The organism is Mucilaginibacter pedocola, assembly GCF_002013915.1.
In the GTDB taxonomy this organism is placed as follows: domain Bacteria; phylum Bacteroidota; class Bacteroidia; order Sphingobacteriales; family Sphingobacteriaceae; genus Mucilaginibacter; species Mucilaginibacter pedocola.
The window spans coordinates 54338-72708 of record NZ_MBTF01000011.1 but is presented as its reverse complement, the minus strand read 5'-3'; the positions used below and the strand labels follow the sequence as shown (position 1 = coordinate 72708).

Here is an 18371-nt window from a genome sequence, read left to right as displayed (position 1 = left end):
AATATGAGCAATAAAGCACCATGGGCAGGGCCAAAGCTGTTGGTCCCCATTACAATAGATGCGCTGGTAATTACCCGCAAAAAAGATGCTATCCCTTATTCGATATATTCCATCGACCTGAAGCAGAAGTACAAAAACTTTGAGCCGCTTAGTCCGCCGCTGTTTAAACCGCTGCGGGAGCAGGACGAACCCGACCCTGGCATATACGTGAACTGGGCACTGCCCGATGGCATGACCAAAGGGATGGTGAACGCCCAGGGCCGTGCCGAATACCCATACCTACCCAACCGCTGGATGATAACCCGCTTTAGCCCTGACCCGGGCGTGGCCACCAAGAGCTGGATAGTGAAAAGCGATGAGCTTTACGATACTAAAACCCAGGGGCAAAAGGTAAACCCGCAGTTCATTAAAAATAATAATGGCTCGCCGGAGATCAAGTATATTGGTAAGGCCATTGATTTGGACAGCTATACCGGGGACAGCGAGAACGAGGACCTGATACTCACCGCTATTGGCAACTCGGACCCTTTGTTTACGGTTTACGCGGGTAACAATACTTTCATATTCAGCTTTACCGATAAGTTTATTGATACCAATGCCTGCAACCTGAGCTATATGGTGGCGGGCTGGTTCTCCAACAGTACCTACGATATACTGCACCCAACCCCAAAAACAGGCAAGCCCTGGGCCAACCGCATAGAATGGATAGCCACCATGAACCGCTTGCAATGGGCAGCCGGTACGCAGGAAACCGATGGCGATTACGACCTCACAAAAGCTACCGAAGCCGGGGAGAAGTACCTGAAAGAACAAGGTATTACCCCGTTTGAAGGCAGCGCGGGTAAATATGCGGGGCAGTCGCTTTGCCATGGTTTGGTATTCAATATAAAATGGCCGGGTATTGGCACCATGGTGAAAAGCAACGTGCCCAAGTTTGATACCGAAACGGGCGTGGTGCCTTATGTGGCGGCGGGCAACTCGGCTACCGATTGTATATCGGCCTTTATGCAATGGCAGATAAATTACAACAAACGCTCGCTGAAGGGTGGCCGCAATGCCAACGATATACAGGTAGAAAAAATGCTGGAGGCCTTTAGCCACAAAATGCTGGTACAGCCCGGCGGTATATATGATACTCCTGAACTGGATAACGCCATCCGCGAAACATGGTTCGGCAAAATGCCGGGAGGGTATATTTGGGTTGCCGAAGCGCCGCCCAAAGCAGGCGAACTTACACCGGCCGATGGCAATAAAGACAGCCTGGCACAACTCCCGGCCGATAGGGCAACCGAGCTTGCTGCCTTAAATAAGCTCAGGACGGAGTTCGACAGCAAGGCCCGCGAACTGGCCACCCTGCAACGCCAGCTTTATGCCGATTGGCTAAAGGCGAATATTTACCGCAACGCGCAGGATAAACCGCCTTTGCCTCCGGGTGTGACTGTAGAACAGGTGTTGCTGGCATCGGCCGCTGCCGTGAAGGCAGTAATGGATGGTTTACCTGCTGCCGAAGCTGCTATTGATACCGCCCAAAAGGTGCTTGCCGAAAAACTGGGCACAGCTTTCACGCTGAAGGAAAAACCTGCTAATGATTTTTACCGCCCAAACGACCCTGTGGTGCTCATCAACAACGCCAAACGCAGCTTTAAACGTGGCGAGGACATTATCTATAGCGAGTACGACGATTTTCTGTTCACACGCTACAGCGGGCAATTCATCACCTGCATCAAGGTAAACCCCGGCTCGGGTGATGTGGTAATGTATGCTAAAGATATGTTCCCGAAATTACCGGCGAATGCGCTGGTGCCATCAGAGGTTTATTACCTGATGGATGAGGCCTACCTGCTTAACCCCGGCTTTGCTGCAACTATTGCAAAATTGGCCTTGGGCGGGAAAGACCCCGATGAAACTTTTGTAAACCGCATTAAAACCCAGCAAACCCTTGTTTGGAACAAGGGCCCGCATACCCCCATAGACCAACGCACTCTGGAAGAGCTGGCAGGCTTTAACCCCGGCGACGACCTGTTCCGAATCCCGTCGAAAATTGGCGTTTGGGCATGGCGCCAACCCTGGACACCAATTTATTTGGAATGGAGGGTTGGCTTTACCCCGGCGGTTGATGAAAGCTTAAGCAAATGGCAATTTGATGGAGATGATTATAGCTGGAAAAGCGGCGATGTGCCCGTGCCGCAGGTGAACGATAAGCAATTCCAGGGGCGGTCGCTATTAACGCCAAAAGAGGCTATTACCCTGCAAAGTCGCCTGCGCGAGTTTTTGAGCGAGTTTGAAGGTAATGTGCCCGCCAGTTTTGTGCCCTTGAGCGATGTGCTGAAAGATGCGCGCAACTGGGATGTGCTATCGCAAACGCTTACGGGTTTCAGTATGCAAATGATGCAGTGGGATATTGAGCAGTTTGGCCGCCAGCCTCAGGATGAATATGCAAAAGCCGTTGGTAACGAAGCGCACGGCATGCTGTTGGGTGGCTACCCCGAAAACTTCTTCCCCGTAAGGGCGGGCTTTGTGAGCCTTAAAAAACTTTGGATAGTTGACGATTTTGGCCAGGTGTGCGACCTTACCCCCGGCAGTGAAAAAACAACGCATGGCATAAACCCTATACCGGGCATAGGCGTTAGGCCGGGCAAATACGAGATAGAGGCAAATCTGCCGCCAAGCTTTCAACTGCCGCCAAGGCTGGTGCAGGGGGCAAGGCTTAATTTTAACTTCCTCTCGGCCGCTAACGATGCGGTGCTGAGTAACCAGTCGTCCGGTACTACGCCGGTATGCGGTTGGGTGCTGCCCAATCACCTTAACCATAGCGCTATGGTGTATGATAATGCAGGCAAACTACTTGGCGAACTGATGCCTATGGGCGCTACGGGAAACCAGCATGCCCAATGGGTGCCTGCTCCACTTGGTGGCGTACACACCGAGGGCATCAGCAATGGACATTTGCAGGGCTTTGTAATGGGCCTGTTGGGCGTGCGCAGCGGCGATAGGGGTACTGCCGAAAGCGCCAAAGCTTTGAAAAACTTGCTGCAGGCGATAGACGAAACCCTTTGGGCGGTTGATCCTATGGGCGAGCGCAATAACCAAAGCCTCTCGGTTTTGGTAGGCAGGCCAATAGCTGTAGTGCGGGCATCAATAGGTTTAGAAATGTATGGTAAACCCGGTACCAACCTCGCCTGGAAAAAAACAGGGCAGAACGACGATGGTGGCATCAAGAACTACTCGTTCCCGGTACAGGTAGGGAGTATAAAACTTGTGCAGGATGGCGTGATGGGCTACTTCGCCAATAACGATTACAGCAAATTCAATTCGGTACACAATGGTGTGGTAGATGATGTGGCGCAGCCGCCTTACGTAACCAATACGTTCAGCAACCTTAAACCTAATGGAGAATCAACGTACATTACCCTGCTGCTCGACCCTCGCGGCGCTATACATTGCAGCAGCGGTATACTCCCCGTATTGAAGACAGAACTGCCGGAATTGTACGTAGGCAAAGTATTGGATGATATGCTGGTTGAATTTAAAACAGGGCCGCTGCTGGTAGATAAAAAAGAATGGTGGCTGCCGCTACCCGCAGGCGTTGGCCAAAGCTGGAGCTGGCTGGAGCCGGGACTGCAAGATAACGAAGCCGACTGGACGGAGATAAAACAGATAGTTCCCGCTAATGCCGTGCCTCGTTTTACGGGTAACCCGCATACGCTGGTAGAAGGCAGGCTGCGGCTGACGGGCGTATTGGGCGGCGACCTGCTGATCTTATCATTCGAGGTACTGAACGAAAAGACGCCTTACAACATCAAAGCCGGTACTACAGTGAAGTTAAGCTGGCAATCGCAAGGTGCTGCAACAGCCACCTTAAAAGTTGGTGCAGATGCTGCAACAGATGTACCGGCCACCCAGGCTTCAGTGGACTTTAAGGTCACCAAAACTGCCGATATCACCCTAACCATCAGCGATGGGAAACTCGGTACGCGCGAGCAAACCATCAGCATAAAAGCTTATTAAACCTCCAACCTAACCCTAATAAAATGAAAACAGAACAAACTCGGCTAACAGAAGGCCAACTGATCGCCACCGTATTGCCGCCCGAGATAAAGATAACCGATAAGCCCGGCCAGGTAATGATCGGCAACGTGGATGTTTCGGTTACCAACAACGGCGAAGCCATCGACATTGGAAGTATATACATCACGCTGCCCTGCGGCGATACACAAGCCGACCTGGTGGTGCCTAATACCGAGGGCAACATCATTGCAAAAGAGGGGTTGCCCGATTGGAAGATAGAGCCCTCGCCTGATGGCGTGCCGGGGAAATTTAAGGCAATACCCAATGATGGCGCTTTTAGTTTAGGAAATGGTAGGAGCGTTGGCTTCACCTTTTCGCAAATAACATTGAGCCATTTACAGGGGGACGCTGAAGTAGGGGTGAAGGTCTTCCCGCCCGATGGCAACACCCCTATACTGGATGCTAAAGGCAGGATCACCAAGATATTGGATGTTAAAGCCGAAATTGCGTTAACATCTATCACAACCGTGGTTACTGCAAAACAGGCGGTGAAGTTGGAGTACAAAGGTAAAGGTGTAAATACTTTCACGCTGTCGGAATCCACTTCAAAAGAGAAACATACCGATACCAAAGATGGCGAAATCATCAAAAACCCGGCAGTAACCACCATATATACACTGGAAGGTAAAACAGCGGACATAAGGCTGCAAACACAGTTAACGGTATCGGTACTCCCACCTAAATTTAAAATGCTTACGGTTGATTCATTCACTGTAGATAAAGGTGCCAATGCTCTGCTAAGCTGGACCACCGAAGATGCTGATTCGGTTATTGCAGAATTGAATGGGAAAGTGATAGAGCCGCCTTACCCTACCACGGGTGATAAAGTAGGTATTGGCCCTTTTGATGCAGCAGGCGAGATAGATATTTGGCCGGTGATGAACGGGGTAAAAGGCGAGAAAAATACTTTCAGAATAAAAATGAACCCGCCGCGGGTAGATTCATTTAATATTACGGCCCTGCCTTTACAGCCCAACCAAAAGTGCACCTTTAAGTTAGATTGGGTGATCAAAAATGCTGCGCGCTTCGAAATAACCGAGCATTATGCAGGACAACAGCAGGTAACGGTACTGCCTGTGCCAACCGGTGCTACTACGTTCAACGTAACGCCTTCGCACGAACGTACTGATTATAAAATTACGGTATTCGCCCTGGCTAAAGACAAAGAAGAACAACCTATAACCACCTAAATTATCAGAAGATGGAAACTACATTACAAACCAACGAACCCCTTAGGGAAGTTACCGCCGTAATAAACCTGTTGCCCGTGGGCACCATTTTGCCTTACGGCGGTACGGCAGAACGCATTAGTACCATGCAAGGCCAGGGCTGGATGCTCTGTAACGGGGCTAAATTGAACAAGGCCCAATATCCCTTACTTTTTGATGTTATTGGAAATACCTGCGGAGGCGCCGACCCTGAATTTTGCCTGCCCGACCTGCGTGGAGTGTTTCTACGCGGCGTAGATGGCGAGGGGGCAGCCAGCCGCGACCCGGATAATGCCTCACGAAAACGCCAGGGGACAGATGTAAGCGTGCCTAACGGAAGGCTTACTTACCAGGATGAGGATTTTAAAAAACATACCCATGGATTTCCTGAGCGCGCACATGCGTATGCCGTTTTTAGAAGCCCCGGCGATGGTGGTTATCATTTTAACGCCATAGAGCCAAAAGCCGGCACCTCAGATGAAAAGGGAGGGAATGAAACACGCCCTAAAAACGTATCGGTAAACTACATCATATTTGCGGGCCTGCCCGTTTCATAACCTTATAAATTTCAACCATGAAGAATGAAGAAATGAATGCCGCCGAGGCTTCGGTAACTGCCAATATTTACAACGTACCGGTAGGTACTATAATGCCTTTTATGGGTAACTCAACAAAAATGGCGGGTTTGGCAGCCAGCGGATGGCTGCATTGCAATGGCGACCAGGTAAATAAAGACCAGTATGCCGCCCTGTTCGATATGATAGAGTATAGCTGTGGCGGCAGCGGTGTGAATTTCAACCTGCCCGATCTGCGCGGCATGTTCGTCCGCGGTGTAAGCGCTGGTTCGGGAAGGGATACTGACGCAGGTTCGCGCCGTAAGCAGGGTACCAATGATACTGTTGGAGATGTGCCCACAAGCTGGCAGGGCGACGAATTTAAAAGCCATCACCATAGCACCAAAGTGTGGGTAAACCATAATAAAGTTATCAGGGATGATGGCTCGAACATTACCCCGGCCAATGAGGAACGCACCGTTGATTCGAATGATGTAGGCGGCAGCGAAACGCGGCCTAAAAACGTGAGCGCTTACTACATTATTTTCGCGGGGCTACCCCGATAGTAAAACCTAAAATATTCTATATGAAAACTGAAGAACTAAAGGCCAACGAGGCAACTGCAACTGCCATGATCAATAATTTACCTATAGGCACAGTAATGCCATACATGGGCGTATCAGAAACTATAGCCGGCTTAGCTGCACAGGGCTGGCTGCTTTGCGACGGGAAATCGTATAGCCAGACCGAAAAAGCCGCCCTATTCAACATTATCAAAAAAGCGCATGGTGGAAATGACACGCACTTTAACGTGCCGGATCTGCAGGGTGTTTTTCTGAGAGGCGTTGACAGGCAGCATAACCCGCGCGACCCTGATTCGGGAAGCCGCAGCGCCGCAAACCATGGCGGGTACACCGGAAATGCTGTAGGCAGCTACCAGGCCGATGCGTTCAAAAAACATACGCATAATACCAATGAATGGAATACCTCATCGTTCAGGATAACCCACCACGATGATAACTGGAATCCGCCAAATGAAAGAAAATCGGTAGCATCGTCTGAAGCCGGCGACAGTACCGAGACACGGCCAAGAAATATCTCTACATACTATATCATATTTGCCGGCCTGCCGCAATAATATCCCCTCTCCCCCTAATTACCCGCCCCGTTGTGCTTGCGCAGCGGGGCTTTTGTTTTTATTGATGCGCTGCACAAGAATGGCATTAACGAAGCTTTTTCGGTAAATAACGAAATATCGTTTCGGTGGATCTGCTGGTTATTATTTAATTGCCTGTATTTCAGCATGCTGATGTAATGGCGCGCATTTGGTGTTTTGTATGGCATCATGAGTATATACAGTAGTGTGAAAGCATCGAACTATAAAAAACTCCTCGTTGTGAAAGTGCATTTCGCAGGCGCTAAGTGTAATCTTAGTGTCATTTGCACACTATTTATGAAATGTTTTTTGGGCTCGGTCGTCTCACACCCTATACATCTACATATTCAGAATGCATACAAAATTCATAACAGTGTCACAAACACACCAAAAGCCAAAATAATCGTAAACTTAGTTGACTAATATGGTCAACTAAGTTTACCTTTGTATCATCATTTATCAAGTCATGGAAACTGCATCTACATACCCACAAAATAACACCGCCACTGCCAACAACAGGGGCAACAACAACGCGCTGTTTAAAGCATCTGCCAAATACATGGTGGAGGCACTGGGCGAGGGTATAAAGCAGAGCCTGAATGGTATGGATATCAACGTAGAGTTTTTAACCCTTACTGCCCGCAGCCTGGTACAAACATCTGGCAACGGCATGAAAAAATTAATTAGCAAATACAGTGCTGCGGGTAAGCAAATGGCCCAAAAGCGCTTCCATTATAATAGTACAGCTACCTTATCTCATTCTTAAATCACTCAACAAAAATGAAACGCGCTCACTCCTCGCTTTTATTTAAAAGCTTCATAACATTACTGCTTGTGTTTGCAGTATTTACCGCCAAGGCTCAAACCACGGTGGTACGCGGTACCGTTACCGATGCCAAAACACACCAGCCCATGCCTTATGTTACCGTAACTTTTGCCAATAGCACTATTGGCGGCGGCACCAACATGCAGGGTAAATACAGCATTAGCACCACCGGCAACTACACCAAAATACAGGTAACCTTTGTTGGCTTCAAAACCGCTACCCGCACTATTGAGGCCGGTAAAGAGAACGAAGTGAACATTGCCCTTGTAGAAGATAACCACTCGCTTGGCGAAGTAACCGTAAGGGCCGGCAAGAAAAAGAAATATACCAATAAAGATAACCCCGCTGTGGAGCTTATCCGCAAGGTTATTGCTCATAAAAAGGAAAACCAGTTAGAGAACTACAACTTTGCCGAGTATAAACAATACGAGCGCATGAGCTTTTCGCTGAGTAACCTGAGCGAGAAATTCAAAAACAAACGTATCTTCAAAAACTACCAGTTCTTATTTAAAGAGCAGGATTCGACGCTGATAGGTGGTAAAACTTTATTGCCGCTTTACCAGGAAGAAAAATTATCTGATAACTATTTCCGTAAATCGCCTTATGCTAAAAAGCAGATCATATCTGCCAACAAGCAGGTGAAGTACGATGAAAGCTTTGTAGATAACCAGGGCTTAACTACATACTTTAACCGTATGTACCAGGATATTAATATCTATGATAATAACGTATCTTTACTGAGCAACCAATTGCTTAGCCCTATCGCGGATCACTCGCCCGATTTCTACAAATTCTTCATCACCGATACGCTGAAGGATCAGCAGCCTAACCTGATAGAGTTGAGCTTTACGCCGCGCAATACCAACGGGATGCTGTTCGAGGGCCGCATTTACATTACTATGGACGGCAACTACGCCGTGCAAGCTGCGGATCTTACCGTTAACAAAAACATCAACCTTAACTTTGTAAGGCAGATGCAGGCTAAACTGGCTTTCGAGAAAAATGCCGATGGTAAATACCACTTGAGCCAAAGCGACCTGAAGATAGATTTTGGTATCAACAAAAATAAAGGAGGCGGTGTATACGGCGAGCGTTTGGTTACCATCAATAACTTTGTAGTGAATTCGCCCCGTACCGATGCTACTTACAAAGGCCCCGAGCAGGTAGTAGTTGCTAACGCCGGCGATAAAGACGACCAATATTGGCTGATGAGCCGCCCCGATACACTGGATGCATCATCTGCCGCTATCTACAAAAACATCGATAGCCTGCAAACTATCCCATCGTTCAAAAAAACAATGGATATTGCTACACTGGTGCTTGCCGGTTACAAAAACTACGGCACCTTTGAAGTTGGCCCTGCAAATACCTTTTACAGCTTTAACCCGGTTGAAGGCCTGCGCCTGCGCTTAGGTGGCCGCAGCACCCCGCAACTGAGCAAACGCTATTACTTTGAAACTTATGGCGCTTACGGTACCAAGGATAAAGAGTGGAAATACTTTTTAAGCAGTACTTACTCGCTCAACAATAAATCTATCTACTCGTTCCCGCAGAACTATATCCGCGCCAGCTTCCAGCATGATACTAAGGTGCCGGGCCAGGAGCTGCAGTTCGTTCAGGAAAGTAACTTCCTGTTATCGTTCAAACGTGGCGCTAACGATATTTGGTTGTATAACGATATCTTCCGTTTCGATTATGTACACGAATTTGAAAACCACTTGTCGTATACCATCGGTTTCAAAAAATGGAACCAAAATGCTGCCGGCGCTTTAAAATTTGAGCAATTGCTGCCAAATGGCACCCTGAACGATGTAGGTACTATCCACACTACAGAGCTTTCGGCATCTATCCGTTGGGCTCCGCATGAGAAATTTTACCAGGGTAAGCTTTACCGCACACCTATACCTGATAGGTACCCTATATTTACTTTAAGCTATGCACAGGGTATTAAAGGCCTGGCAGGTGGCGATTATAACTATCAAAACTTAACAGCAGGTATCAGCAAACGTTTCTACCTGTCGCAATTTGGCTTTACGGATGTAAGTACTGAAGGTGGTTACCTGTTTGGCCAGGTGCCGTTCCCGTTGCTGGATATTCACCACGCTAACCAAACTTATGCGTTCCAGTTGTACTCTTATAACTTAATGAACTTCCAGGAGTTTGTGAGCGACCACTACGCCAGCATCACTATCGATCATAACTTCAACGGCTTCCTGTTCAACCGTGTGCCTTTGTTGAAGAGGTTGAAGCTGCGCGAGATAATCGACTTTAAGGCCCTTTGGGGTGGCGTGCGCGACGAGAATAACCCGCTTAACAATGCCAACCTGCTGCGTTTCCCTTCGGGTGCTAACGGTGGTACTTACGCTTTGGGTTCTACCCCGTACATTGAGGGTAGCGTTGCCGTGGGCAACATATTCAAGTTGTTACGTATAGATTTAGTTAAACGTTTTACTTATTTGGATAACCCGGGTGTATCTAAATACGGCGTGCGCGCATTTGTTAAGTTCGATTTTTAATGTAAATTCGTTAAACCAGTTACAAGCTTAATCGTTAATATATCATGTCAGAGGTCAGCACAATTGAAGATTCGAAGAGGATAACCTGTAAACTGGTTTATTTGCTAAAGCGCTCGATAGACGAGTGGAGCATGAAAAAGCTCTGCCGCATGGATAACCCCGATTTTAATAATGCACATATCCCATTTTTTATGAGCATTGGCACATCGGGCATTACCAACAACGCATTGGCCGCCAAAATGAACGTAAGCAAGCAGGCAGCAAGCAAAATTGTGAAAGAACTGGAAGCCACCAATATGGTGCGCAGCGAGAAAAGCCCCGATGATGCCCGCGCATCAATGTTGTACCTCACCCCGCAGGGCGAAAAATTTTACCAGCATCTCAAAAACCAGGTAGAGAACCTGGAGAACGAGTACAAAAAGGTAGTAGGCGTAAAAAACTACGAAGCTGCCATTGATGTAATGCTGAAACTGGTAAAATTCCACGAGGAATATAACTGCGCCGGGCAGCCCGTGTAAGAACATTATAATTAGGAGTGATTATAAGAGCACAAAGGCCGTGGGATATTTCTCATGGCTTTTGTGTTTTTGCGAGGGCTTTGTATGGCGGTTAATTTAACCACAGAGAACACGGAGTTTACGCGGAGGTTCGCGGAGCTTATATTATGGTTAGTTTTATCACGCAAAGGCGCAAGCCGCTAAGAGAGAAGATCAGGGATCAAACATAAAATTATTGCCACTCTCAAAAACTCTTTAGCCATTATGCAAGGCTCTCTGCGAACCTCCGCGTAACCTCTGCGGCCTCCGCGGTTAAATAGCCACATAGGTAACCACTTTTACCTCCAGAGTATTTATTTTTGCCCAATCTATGGAATACACGCCCATCCTCAACAACATCGCCAAATACGTTACCCTTACCGAGGAGGAAGAGATATACTTCACCTCCTTCCTGCACTATAAAAAAGTAAAACGCAAACAATACTTGCTGGAGGCCGGCGATATTAACACTAAAATATCCTTTGTATTCAACGGCTGCCTGCGCAGCTATGCGGTGGACAAGAACGGCACCGAACACGTGCTGCAGTTCGCTCCCGTGGGCTGGTGGATAGTAGACATGCGCAGCATGCTCACCCGCGAACCCGCCCGTCTGAACATTGATGCCATTGAAGAAACCGAACTCTTCTACATCCTGAAACCGGATATGGATGCCCTGCAACAAAAATACCCCAAGTTCGAACGCTTTAGCCGTATGCTTGCCGAAAACGCCATGGCCACCTACCAGCACCGGCAGATAGATAACATGATACTCAGCGCCAAAGAGCGTTACCTTAATTTCTGTACGCTGTACCCGTCGCTCATCCTTTCGCTACCCCAAAAGCAAGTAGCATCATACATAGGCGTAACGCCCGAGTTTTTGAGTAAGATGTTGAATACCGTGGTGTTGGATAAGCCGTAATGGTGATTTAACCGCAAAGTGCGCAGAGATTAGCAGCGTCATTAACGCAAAGAGCACAAAGATTTTTCACGCAAAGATGCTAAGCCGCAAAGAGAAATAAGCTATTTAACATTATCGCATTTGAGGAAGAACGCATTAAGATGCCGATTTTCTTAATCTACATTATGTTTTCATAATGCATTACCTGCTACATTTGATATGATGATAAAGGGCTTTCAAATCTTTGCGCTCTTTGCGTTTCTTTCTTTGCGTCCTTTGCGGTTAAAAATAACCGCGCGAAATAACCAACCAAACAATTCCAACCATGAAGAAGAAGATCCAACACATCCTGTTAGGCCGCGATAAGCAGATAATTAAGGAAGAAACCGTTAAACAGCCTTTGCCGCATATGGATTTCAGGTTCGCTAATCCTTTTATTGTGTTGCACCACATGCCGCCTAAAGCAATTGCGCCGGGGCAAACATTGCGTATACATCCGCATCCGCACCGTGGTTTTGCGCCGGTTACTTTTATGTTGCAGGGCGAAGGTTACCATAAAGACAGTGCCGGGCATAACGAGATCGTACAGGCTGGGGATGCGCAATGGATGTTCGCCGGCAAGGGGTTGTTGCACAGTGAAGGCCCGAGCGAACGCCTTTTGCGCGATGGTGGTACGCAGGAATTATTGCAGCTTTGGGTAAATGTACCGGCGGTAAATAAGTTCGGCGAGCCGACGTATCAATCGGCACGTAAGGCGGAGCAGCCGTTGGTTTTGGAGCAGGAAGGGGTAAACCTAAGGTTGGTAAGCGGCGAGTTCGATGGTAAAACCGGACCGATAAAAAGCATTACCCCGGTGATATCCGTAGTTGGTGAAATTGGGATGGGCAAAACCGTACAGTTCAATGCCACAGCAGGTTATTGGACTTTACTTTACATTGCCAAAGGCAGCATCTCCATCAACCAGGAAACTATACCGCAATATAATCTCATCGTTTTCGAGAAGGATAACGAAGAGATCATCCTCACTGCGGAGGATGATACTCAAATATTATTTTTATCTGCAGAGCCGATTGAAGAACCTGTTGCGGCTAAAGACAACTTTGTGATGAACACCGCCGAAGAAATAAACCAGGCCATGGCCGACTATGCCAACGGCGCGTTCGGTTCGTTAGCGTTTTGATATTGCAATTCTTCCGGGTCTAATTCTTCTAAAAGTTCTTTGTACGTGTAAGATTGGCCCGATGGCAGGCTGCTGTCGTACAATATCTTTACGCGTATGGCTTTTAGGCCCGATATGCCCTGCAGGTCTTCTACCTCAAGCATCTCTATATCCTGCTCCAGCAAGCCTTTCATTTGCAGGTAATGGATGTAGGCTAAATACTCCAACTCCTCATCGTGGTTAGTATACACTATGGTAAGCTTACCAATGGCAGTTATGCGTTCTGTAGTACCTTTTATGCAGGCTTTATCTATACGTTTTTTTACGATCTCGAACCTGGCGTTATACGTACCATCTACATCAAAGCGTTTCTCGTCCATCCTGAAACGTATAGATAGCGGCGCACTGAATGCCAGTATCAGCGAAGTTACTTCCAGCGGATAGGGGAGTATATCGCGGTTAAAGTGGTGCTCCAGTTCCATTTCGCACAAGGCCTGTATTTGCCATAAACGCAGGTTGCGCACATGGTCCATATCAAACTCCTGCGTTGGCGCTATCTGCTGGCCAATGTACAGGTTATGCTCAACGCCATCAGTTTTAAAACGCTCATAATAGTGCGGGTAGGCAGCCTGTGCAACTTCCTGCCATTTATCCAGCATTACGGCCATCCGCTCGTTTATAATGGCCACCGTAGTTTCATACTTGCGGCGCTGCAGGTGGTAATCGCCCATTTTGTCGGCATCCTCAAAGTAGCGTTCAATGGCGGGGCAATTATTAATTTCTAAAACAAGCGCTTGCTTCAATATAGGATGCACGCGGTTATCCAGATACTGCTGTATCTGTTGCTCGGTATCTGCTTTCAGCGCAGTTTTAAGTTCTATCTCGTAAGCGCGAAGCCTTTGCACCACCATCTCTATCGATTCGATGCCCGATGATTCCCCCAGTTTTTCCAGCAGCGAAATGGCGCCTTCTAACTGGTTCTCCAGATCGGTTTGCAGGCTGCGGTTGCGCGTTTCCGATGAGCCTTTAATATCCACTTGCCCATATAGCGGGTAAACGTTGTTAAAGGTGATCTCTTTAAGGTTGTAGCGTTGGCGCTGCCCTTTCAGGTGCAGGTATTTCTTTACCTCTTTTTTAAACTTCCAGTAAACGCTTGGGTGTATGCTGGTATACTCGTCCTGTATAACGGCCTGTATGCGGTTCTGCATATCGGTCATTTTACGGTCTATGGTATCCGTAATGAAAGGCATCACCACTTCCAACTGGTTGGCGTTAATGCTGTTCAGTTCGCCTTTTACGCCCGATACCAGTTCCATTATACCCAGCAACTGCCCGTTTTTAACAACGGGCGAAAGAATAAGGCTTTTAATACCCTGCTCTTTAAAACGCGGGCCCATCACGCTGGTCGGGTTTTCGGCAATGTATTTGTCGATATCGGATATAGCGTAATAAACTTCCTCATTCACTACCGAGTTCAGCGAGTTATTGCACAGCGTATCCGAGCAAAGTTCGGCCTCCACATCCTCGGGTAGCAGAAAGCTGCGCATCTTATCCTTAAATGGCGGTAACGAGAACGTTTGTTCATCCGCATCGAACGACAGGAAGCCCACTTTAAGGTCGGGTATTTTGTATATCGAACGGAATACCGATTCGATATCATCGTGCGTTTCCTTGTTCATTTCGCTGTGGCCTATCAGGGTGCCCTTCAGCGATGATACGGCGCTTTCTACTGTTGCATCGAACAGCGATATCAGCCCGAAACCACGCAGGTTCCAGCTGCCTACCGGGAATTTCTCTTTCCAAAGCTCTATGTTGTCGAAATTATCGCGCAGCAGTTCGATATCCTCGGGCGTTATCTTTACCGCTTTATCGGTAGGGCTTAGGTCCAAAAAGTCAGCATTGTATAAAATGCGGTAGTGTTTCAGTATACCATCAGCTGTTGGTATATCGTAGTACAGCGGTTTTGATAAATTAAGATGGGTGCCATATTCGCTATCGAGGATGATACAGCAGGCCATGATGTAAAATTGGTGCTCGTTGTAATCCCTGAAGGCAATATTGAAGGCATCGCCGGCTGATGAAAGAATGCTTTGGAAGCGTTTTGTTTGATTAAAAAGTATATCCTGGTAAGGTATGCTTACCGCTTTTATTTCGTTATGCGTTAAAGCTTCAGGGAACAATATCTCCAGCAGGTGGCTAATCACCTCGGTGTTGTTAATGATCTGTTCCTTTTTAGTAATGCCATCCCGCAGTTCGGGGTAGGGCTCGATCTCTTTCAGTACCGACCGAGCGTACTCTGCCCGCGGCCCGGTTTGGGTAGCGGCAACCTCCTCAAAATGCTCAATGAGCATATGGAAAGAGATCTGCAGATGAAAGGGGCTCTCGGCCAATGCATTTAAATTCATAGTAAATATAGAACGATAGACAGTATAAAAGTTTAATTGTTACAATAGTAATATGTCGATACGGTGTGCGTGCACCAGTTGCATATCTTCCGACCAGGCAAAAACCGTAAACTGGCCATCCTGAGAGGCAACAAGCGCAATGGCATCCTTTTGGTCGTACACAAACTGTGCCGCCGCCAAATGCCGTGTGCCGCCGTTTTGCGCGGGATGCATTTTTGTCGCTTTTGACTGGGCAACAGGTTCGCTCAGGACAATTTGTCCCACCCGGGCGCTGTTCTCGGCGCGGGTAAGTTTAGCGCCAAAGGCCAGCAGGTCGTATTTTTCGGTGATAATGGTGGCACCATCTACCGCTGTAAAGCCGCCAATAAGGTCAATAGCTTCCAGCAGCGCTTCCTGCCATTCCAGTTTATTGCGTTCGGTTTCGCTTTGGGCCATTAATTCGGGTATGGCGCTATAGTTGGGCACCACCGGGTATTTAATGGGGTGCACAACCGATTCGCGGTATTTCTCGGTCCCGACAGGTACCACTGCCACCAGCCCGCCTTTGCCATGCACCCGCATAGAAGCGGCCAGTTGCACCAGTATGTTGAACGAATCGCCCATGAAGGTAGGCAACGGCATTTTTGCCAGCGACCTTAGCAGCACGGGGCAATCGGCAACACCCATGGTCACCTCGTCCAGTACTTTTATTTGGTCGCCCTGCAAAACGGCGATATTTACAAATTTGCCAAAGCCATCTACCCGGCGGTGTTTTATCACCAACAACCCCGGCTCTACTACTTCCAATACAAAACAGATAGAGGGTATGCTGTGGGTAGTGCCCCATATCATCAGGTCGTCGCCATCGGGCCAAACGCCAAGGTGTATACCGGGTTGCTCTACCGCAGGTGCCAGTTTTATCAGGTTTTGCGGAGTGAGCCTTAGTTTTTCGCCGAAGATAAGCGGCTTTTCAGATTGTTCCGGGCTTAGCAACGCCAGCGACACTTTTGGCGAATGCCCTTCTTCGCGGCGCAGGCTGGCCCAAAAACCAATATCTATAACTGCCTCTATAATAGTGCTATCGGGCGCGGTGGCCAGGCTCACGCCTTCAAGCCCTTGCGCTTCGCACAAATGCTTTTTAAAGTGCTCCGCTATAGCGGGGGCAACCATACGGGCCGGCAGGTAAGTAGGTTCTGATAGCATGTTTTGGGGCGTGGTAGAAAATTAAATACGAAAATAATGATTTTACGGCCGTGCGCCGCCATAAAATATTCTTTGTGACTTAATTAGGAGCGAATTACGACAAAGGTATGACAGCAAGCCAATTACCCAACACCCAACAGCACAATGCCGCCAAGTATGAGCAAACTGGCCACAATTCGCCTGATGCCATCCTCTTCCTTCAAAACTTTCGAGCCCATAAATACGCCAACCAAAATGCTTACCTCCCGCGTTGGGGCAACCACAGTTAAGGGTGCATGTTGCGCGGCTACCAGTACCAGCATATAGGCAGCGGGGCTAAGTACAGCTATGCCGATTATAGGCCAGCGGTTTTCCTTTACCTCGCGGCGTATCTCAGTTTTTTGTTTGGATATTAAGGGTAGTAAGAAAACTGCGCCAAACAGGTTGGTAGCCAGTGTTAGTGTTAACGGCGATACGTCGTAATATTTTACCGCCAATACATCATTAACAGTATACAGGGCGATAAAGAAGCCCGTAGCCACACCGTAAATAATACCGGGCATCATGTTAGCATTACTCCCTTTGCGGAAACGAAGCCCGGTGATAACCAACACCCCGGCAATAATAAGTAACAGCCCAAGTGTGATAGTGAGTTTAAGCGGTTCGTGCAGGAACAAAATAGCTGCCGCCGATGAAAACAAAGGGCCTGCACCACGCGCAAGCGGGTACACTACCGATAGGTCGGCTTTGCGGTAGCCGCGTTGTAAAATGCTGAAGTAAGCTAAATGTATAGCCGCACTGCTGAGCGAGAACCACAGGAATGGCCAGGAATAACTTACTTGGCCTGTGTAATATGCGTAAACAATAACCGGCAGGTAAACCACATTGCTAGCCAGATACATGAGCCATGTAAGTGCTATACCGCCCTTTGCCTTCTTGGCCAGCAAATTCCACCAGGCATGGAGGAAAGCGGCGATAAGTACAAGTGATAGGGTGTAGATGCTCATTTGCCCCGAATTTAACGAACGCAAATTGAGTGAACACTAATTATTTCGAATTTGAAGCTAATTTCACATATCGTATCGACTAAGATTTGTGAAATTCGGCCTAATTCGTGCAATTCGTGTTAATTCAATTCGTGTTAATTCAATTCGTGTTAATTCTACTTGAAAGCGGGTTTCAACAATATTGCCGTGCCACTACCCAATGCAGCCCCGCTAAACACATCGGTAGGGTAGTGTACCCCCAAATACATACGCGAGTAAGCCGTGCCGCCGGCCCATAAAAACGCGGGTGCTACTACATACCATTTAGGATAGGCCTGCGAAAGCGCCATGGCCGTAGAGAAGCTTGTTGAACTATGCCCGGATGGGAATGAGCTTTCGCCGGGGATATAAACGGGCACTATTTTCAGGTTACGCACAAATGGGCGTGGCCGGCCTACTATTTTTTTAATAAGGTAAGTAGCCACAAAGGTTATCGCTGTGCTACTGGCAATGTAACCTGCATTTTCGCGCATTTCGCGGTTGTTGCTGATAACGCCACCCAAAAACAAGCCGGCGGGAACGCCAATATTGCCATACATAAGGTTGCGCGACAGGAAACGCATAGTGGGCGTGACCTGCGGGGTGCGGTTAAGGGCAAGGCTTATCATGGTGCGGTCGTCGAACCGTTGTATAAAATTATCAGCTTTGGGAACTATAACTGCCGATTTTGGTTTTGGGTCGGGTAGGGCGGCCACGGTGTCTCTCGGCGGCACTACCACCTCCTGCGCAAATAATTTTACCGAAGGATGAAAAAGTGTAAATACTTGTATTACAATTAGTAACTTGAATATGCGTCGGCAAAAATAATTCCCCATTGGTGTGCAGCTATGTTTTAATA

15 protein-coding genes are annotated in these 18371 nt (G+C 47.9%); 10 read left to right on the top strand and 5 right to left on the bottom strand.

What is annotated here, in order from left to right; genetic code table 11:
• Nucleotides 1–3 precede the first annotated feature (3 nt).
• The 5 genes from BC343_RS12395 to BC343_RS12375 are packed head-to-tail and all read left to right on the top strand — an operon-like array spanning nt 4 to nt 6968.
• Nucleotides 4–4008, top strand: a complete 4005-nt coding sequence (locus BC343_RS12395) for a hypothetical protein (protein WP_078348106.1) — start codon at nt 4–6, stop codon at nt 4006–4008.
• A gap of 23 nt (nt 4009–4031) precedes the next feature.
• Nucleotides 4032–5258, top strand: coding sequence for a hypothetical protein (locus BC343_RS12390; protein WP_078348105.1), 1227 nt, complete (start codon nt 4032–4034; stop codon nt 5256–5258).
• An 11-nt stretch (nt 5259–5269) separates the two neighbouring features.
• Entirely contained in the window at nt 5270–5833 is a 564-nt protein-coding gene (locus tag BC343_RS12385) for a phage tail protein (RefSeq protein ID WP_078348104.1), read from the top strand.
• A 17-nt stretch (nt 5834–5850) separates the two neighbouring features.
• A complete protein-coding gene (locus BC343_RS12380) occupies nt 5851–6396 on the top strand; it encodes a phage tail protein (protein ID WP_078348103.1) in 546 nt (181 codons plus the stop codon).
• Nucleotides 6397–6416: 20 nt separating this feature from the next.
• Complete coding sequence (locus BC343_RS12375) at nt 6417–6968, top strand: phage tail protein (protein ID WP_078348102.1); 552 nt, start codon at nt 6417–6419, stop codon at nt 6966–6968.
• Between the two features lie 14 nt (nt 6969–6982).
• On the opposite strand, the gene BC343_RS12370 is transcribed toward BC343_RS12375, so the two are convergent.
• A complete protein-coding gene (locus BC343_RS12370) occupies nt 6983–7177 on the bottom strand; it encodes a hypothetical protein (protein WP_078348101.1) in 195 nt (64 codons plus the stop codon).
• Nucleotides 7178–7452: 275 nt separating this feature from the next.
• Between BC343_RS12370 and BC343_RS12360 the strand changes: the two genes are divergently transcribed.
• From BC343_RS12360 to BC343_RS12340, 5 genes are all read left to right on the top strand, one after another.
• Nucleotides 7453–7752 carry a hypothetical protein gene (locus BC343_RS12360; protein ID WP_078348099.1) on the top strand — a complete coding sequence of 100 codons (300 nt, stop codon included), beginning with the start codon at nt 7453–7455 and terminating at the stop codon, nt 7750–7752.
• Nucleotides 7753–7820: 68 nt separating this feature from the next.
• Nucleotides 7821–10328, top strand: coding sequence for a DUF5686 and carboxypeptidase-like regulatory domain-containing protein (locus BC343_RS12355; protein ID WP_317043642.1), 2508 nt, complete (start codon nt 7821–7823; stop codon nt 10326–10328).
• A gap of 44 nt (nt 10329–10372) precedes the next feature.
• Nucleotides 10373–10846, top strand: a complete 474-nt coding sequence (locus BC343_RS12350; RefSeq protein WP_078348097.1) for a MarR family winged helix-turn-helix transcriptional regulator — start codon at nt 10373–10375, stop codon at nt 10844–10846.
• A 349-nt stretch (nt 10847–11195) separates the two neighbouring features.
• Nucleotides 11196–11783, top strand: coding sequence for a Crp/Fnr family transcriptional regulator (locus BC343_RS12345; RefSeq protein WP_078348096.1), 588 nt, complete (start codon nt 11196–11198; stop codon nt 11781–11783).
• Between the two features lie 304 nt (nt 11784–12087).
• Nucleotides 12088–12942: a pirin family protein gene (locus tag BC343_RS12340; protein ID WP_078348095.1), complete on the top strand. Its 855-nt coding sequence runs from the start codon at nt 12088–12090 to the stop codon at nt 12940–12942.
• On the opposite strand, the gene BC343_RS12335 is transcribed toward BC343_RS12340, so the two are convergent.
• The 4 genes from BC343_RS12335 to BC343_RS12320 form a co-directional block, all read right to left on the bottom strand.
• On the bottom strand, nt 12906–15326 hold the full coding sequence (locus tag BC343_RS12335) for a GAF domain-containing protein (protein WP_078348094.1): 2421 nt from the start codon (nt 15324–15326) through the stop codon (nt 12906–12908). The genes BC343_RS12340 and BC343_RS12335 overlap by 37 nt on opposite strands.
• A gap of 39 nt (nt 15327–15365) precedes the next feature.
• Nucleotides 15366–16508 (bottom strand): putative sensor domain DACNV-containing protein, encoded by a 1143-nt coding sequence (locus BC343_RS12330; protein WP_078348093.1) that lies wholly within the window; start codon nt 16506–16508, stop codon nt 15366–15368.
• 122 nt (nt 16509–16630) lie between these two features.
• Complete coding sequence (locus BC343_RS12325; protein ID WP_078348092.1) at nt 16631–17494, bottom strand: EamA family transporter; 864 nt, start codon at nt 17492–17494, stop codon at nt 16631–16633.
• Nucleotides 17495–17649: 155 nt separating this feature from the next.
• Entirely contained in the window at nt 17650–18348 is a 699-nt protein-coding gene (locus BC343_RS12320; RefSeq protein WP_078348091.1) for a phosphatase PAP2 family protein, read from the bottom strand.
• Nucleotides 18349–18371: the final 23 nt, after the last annotated feature.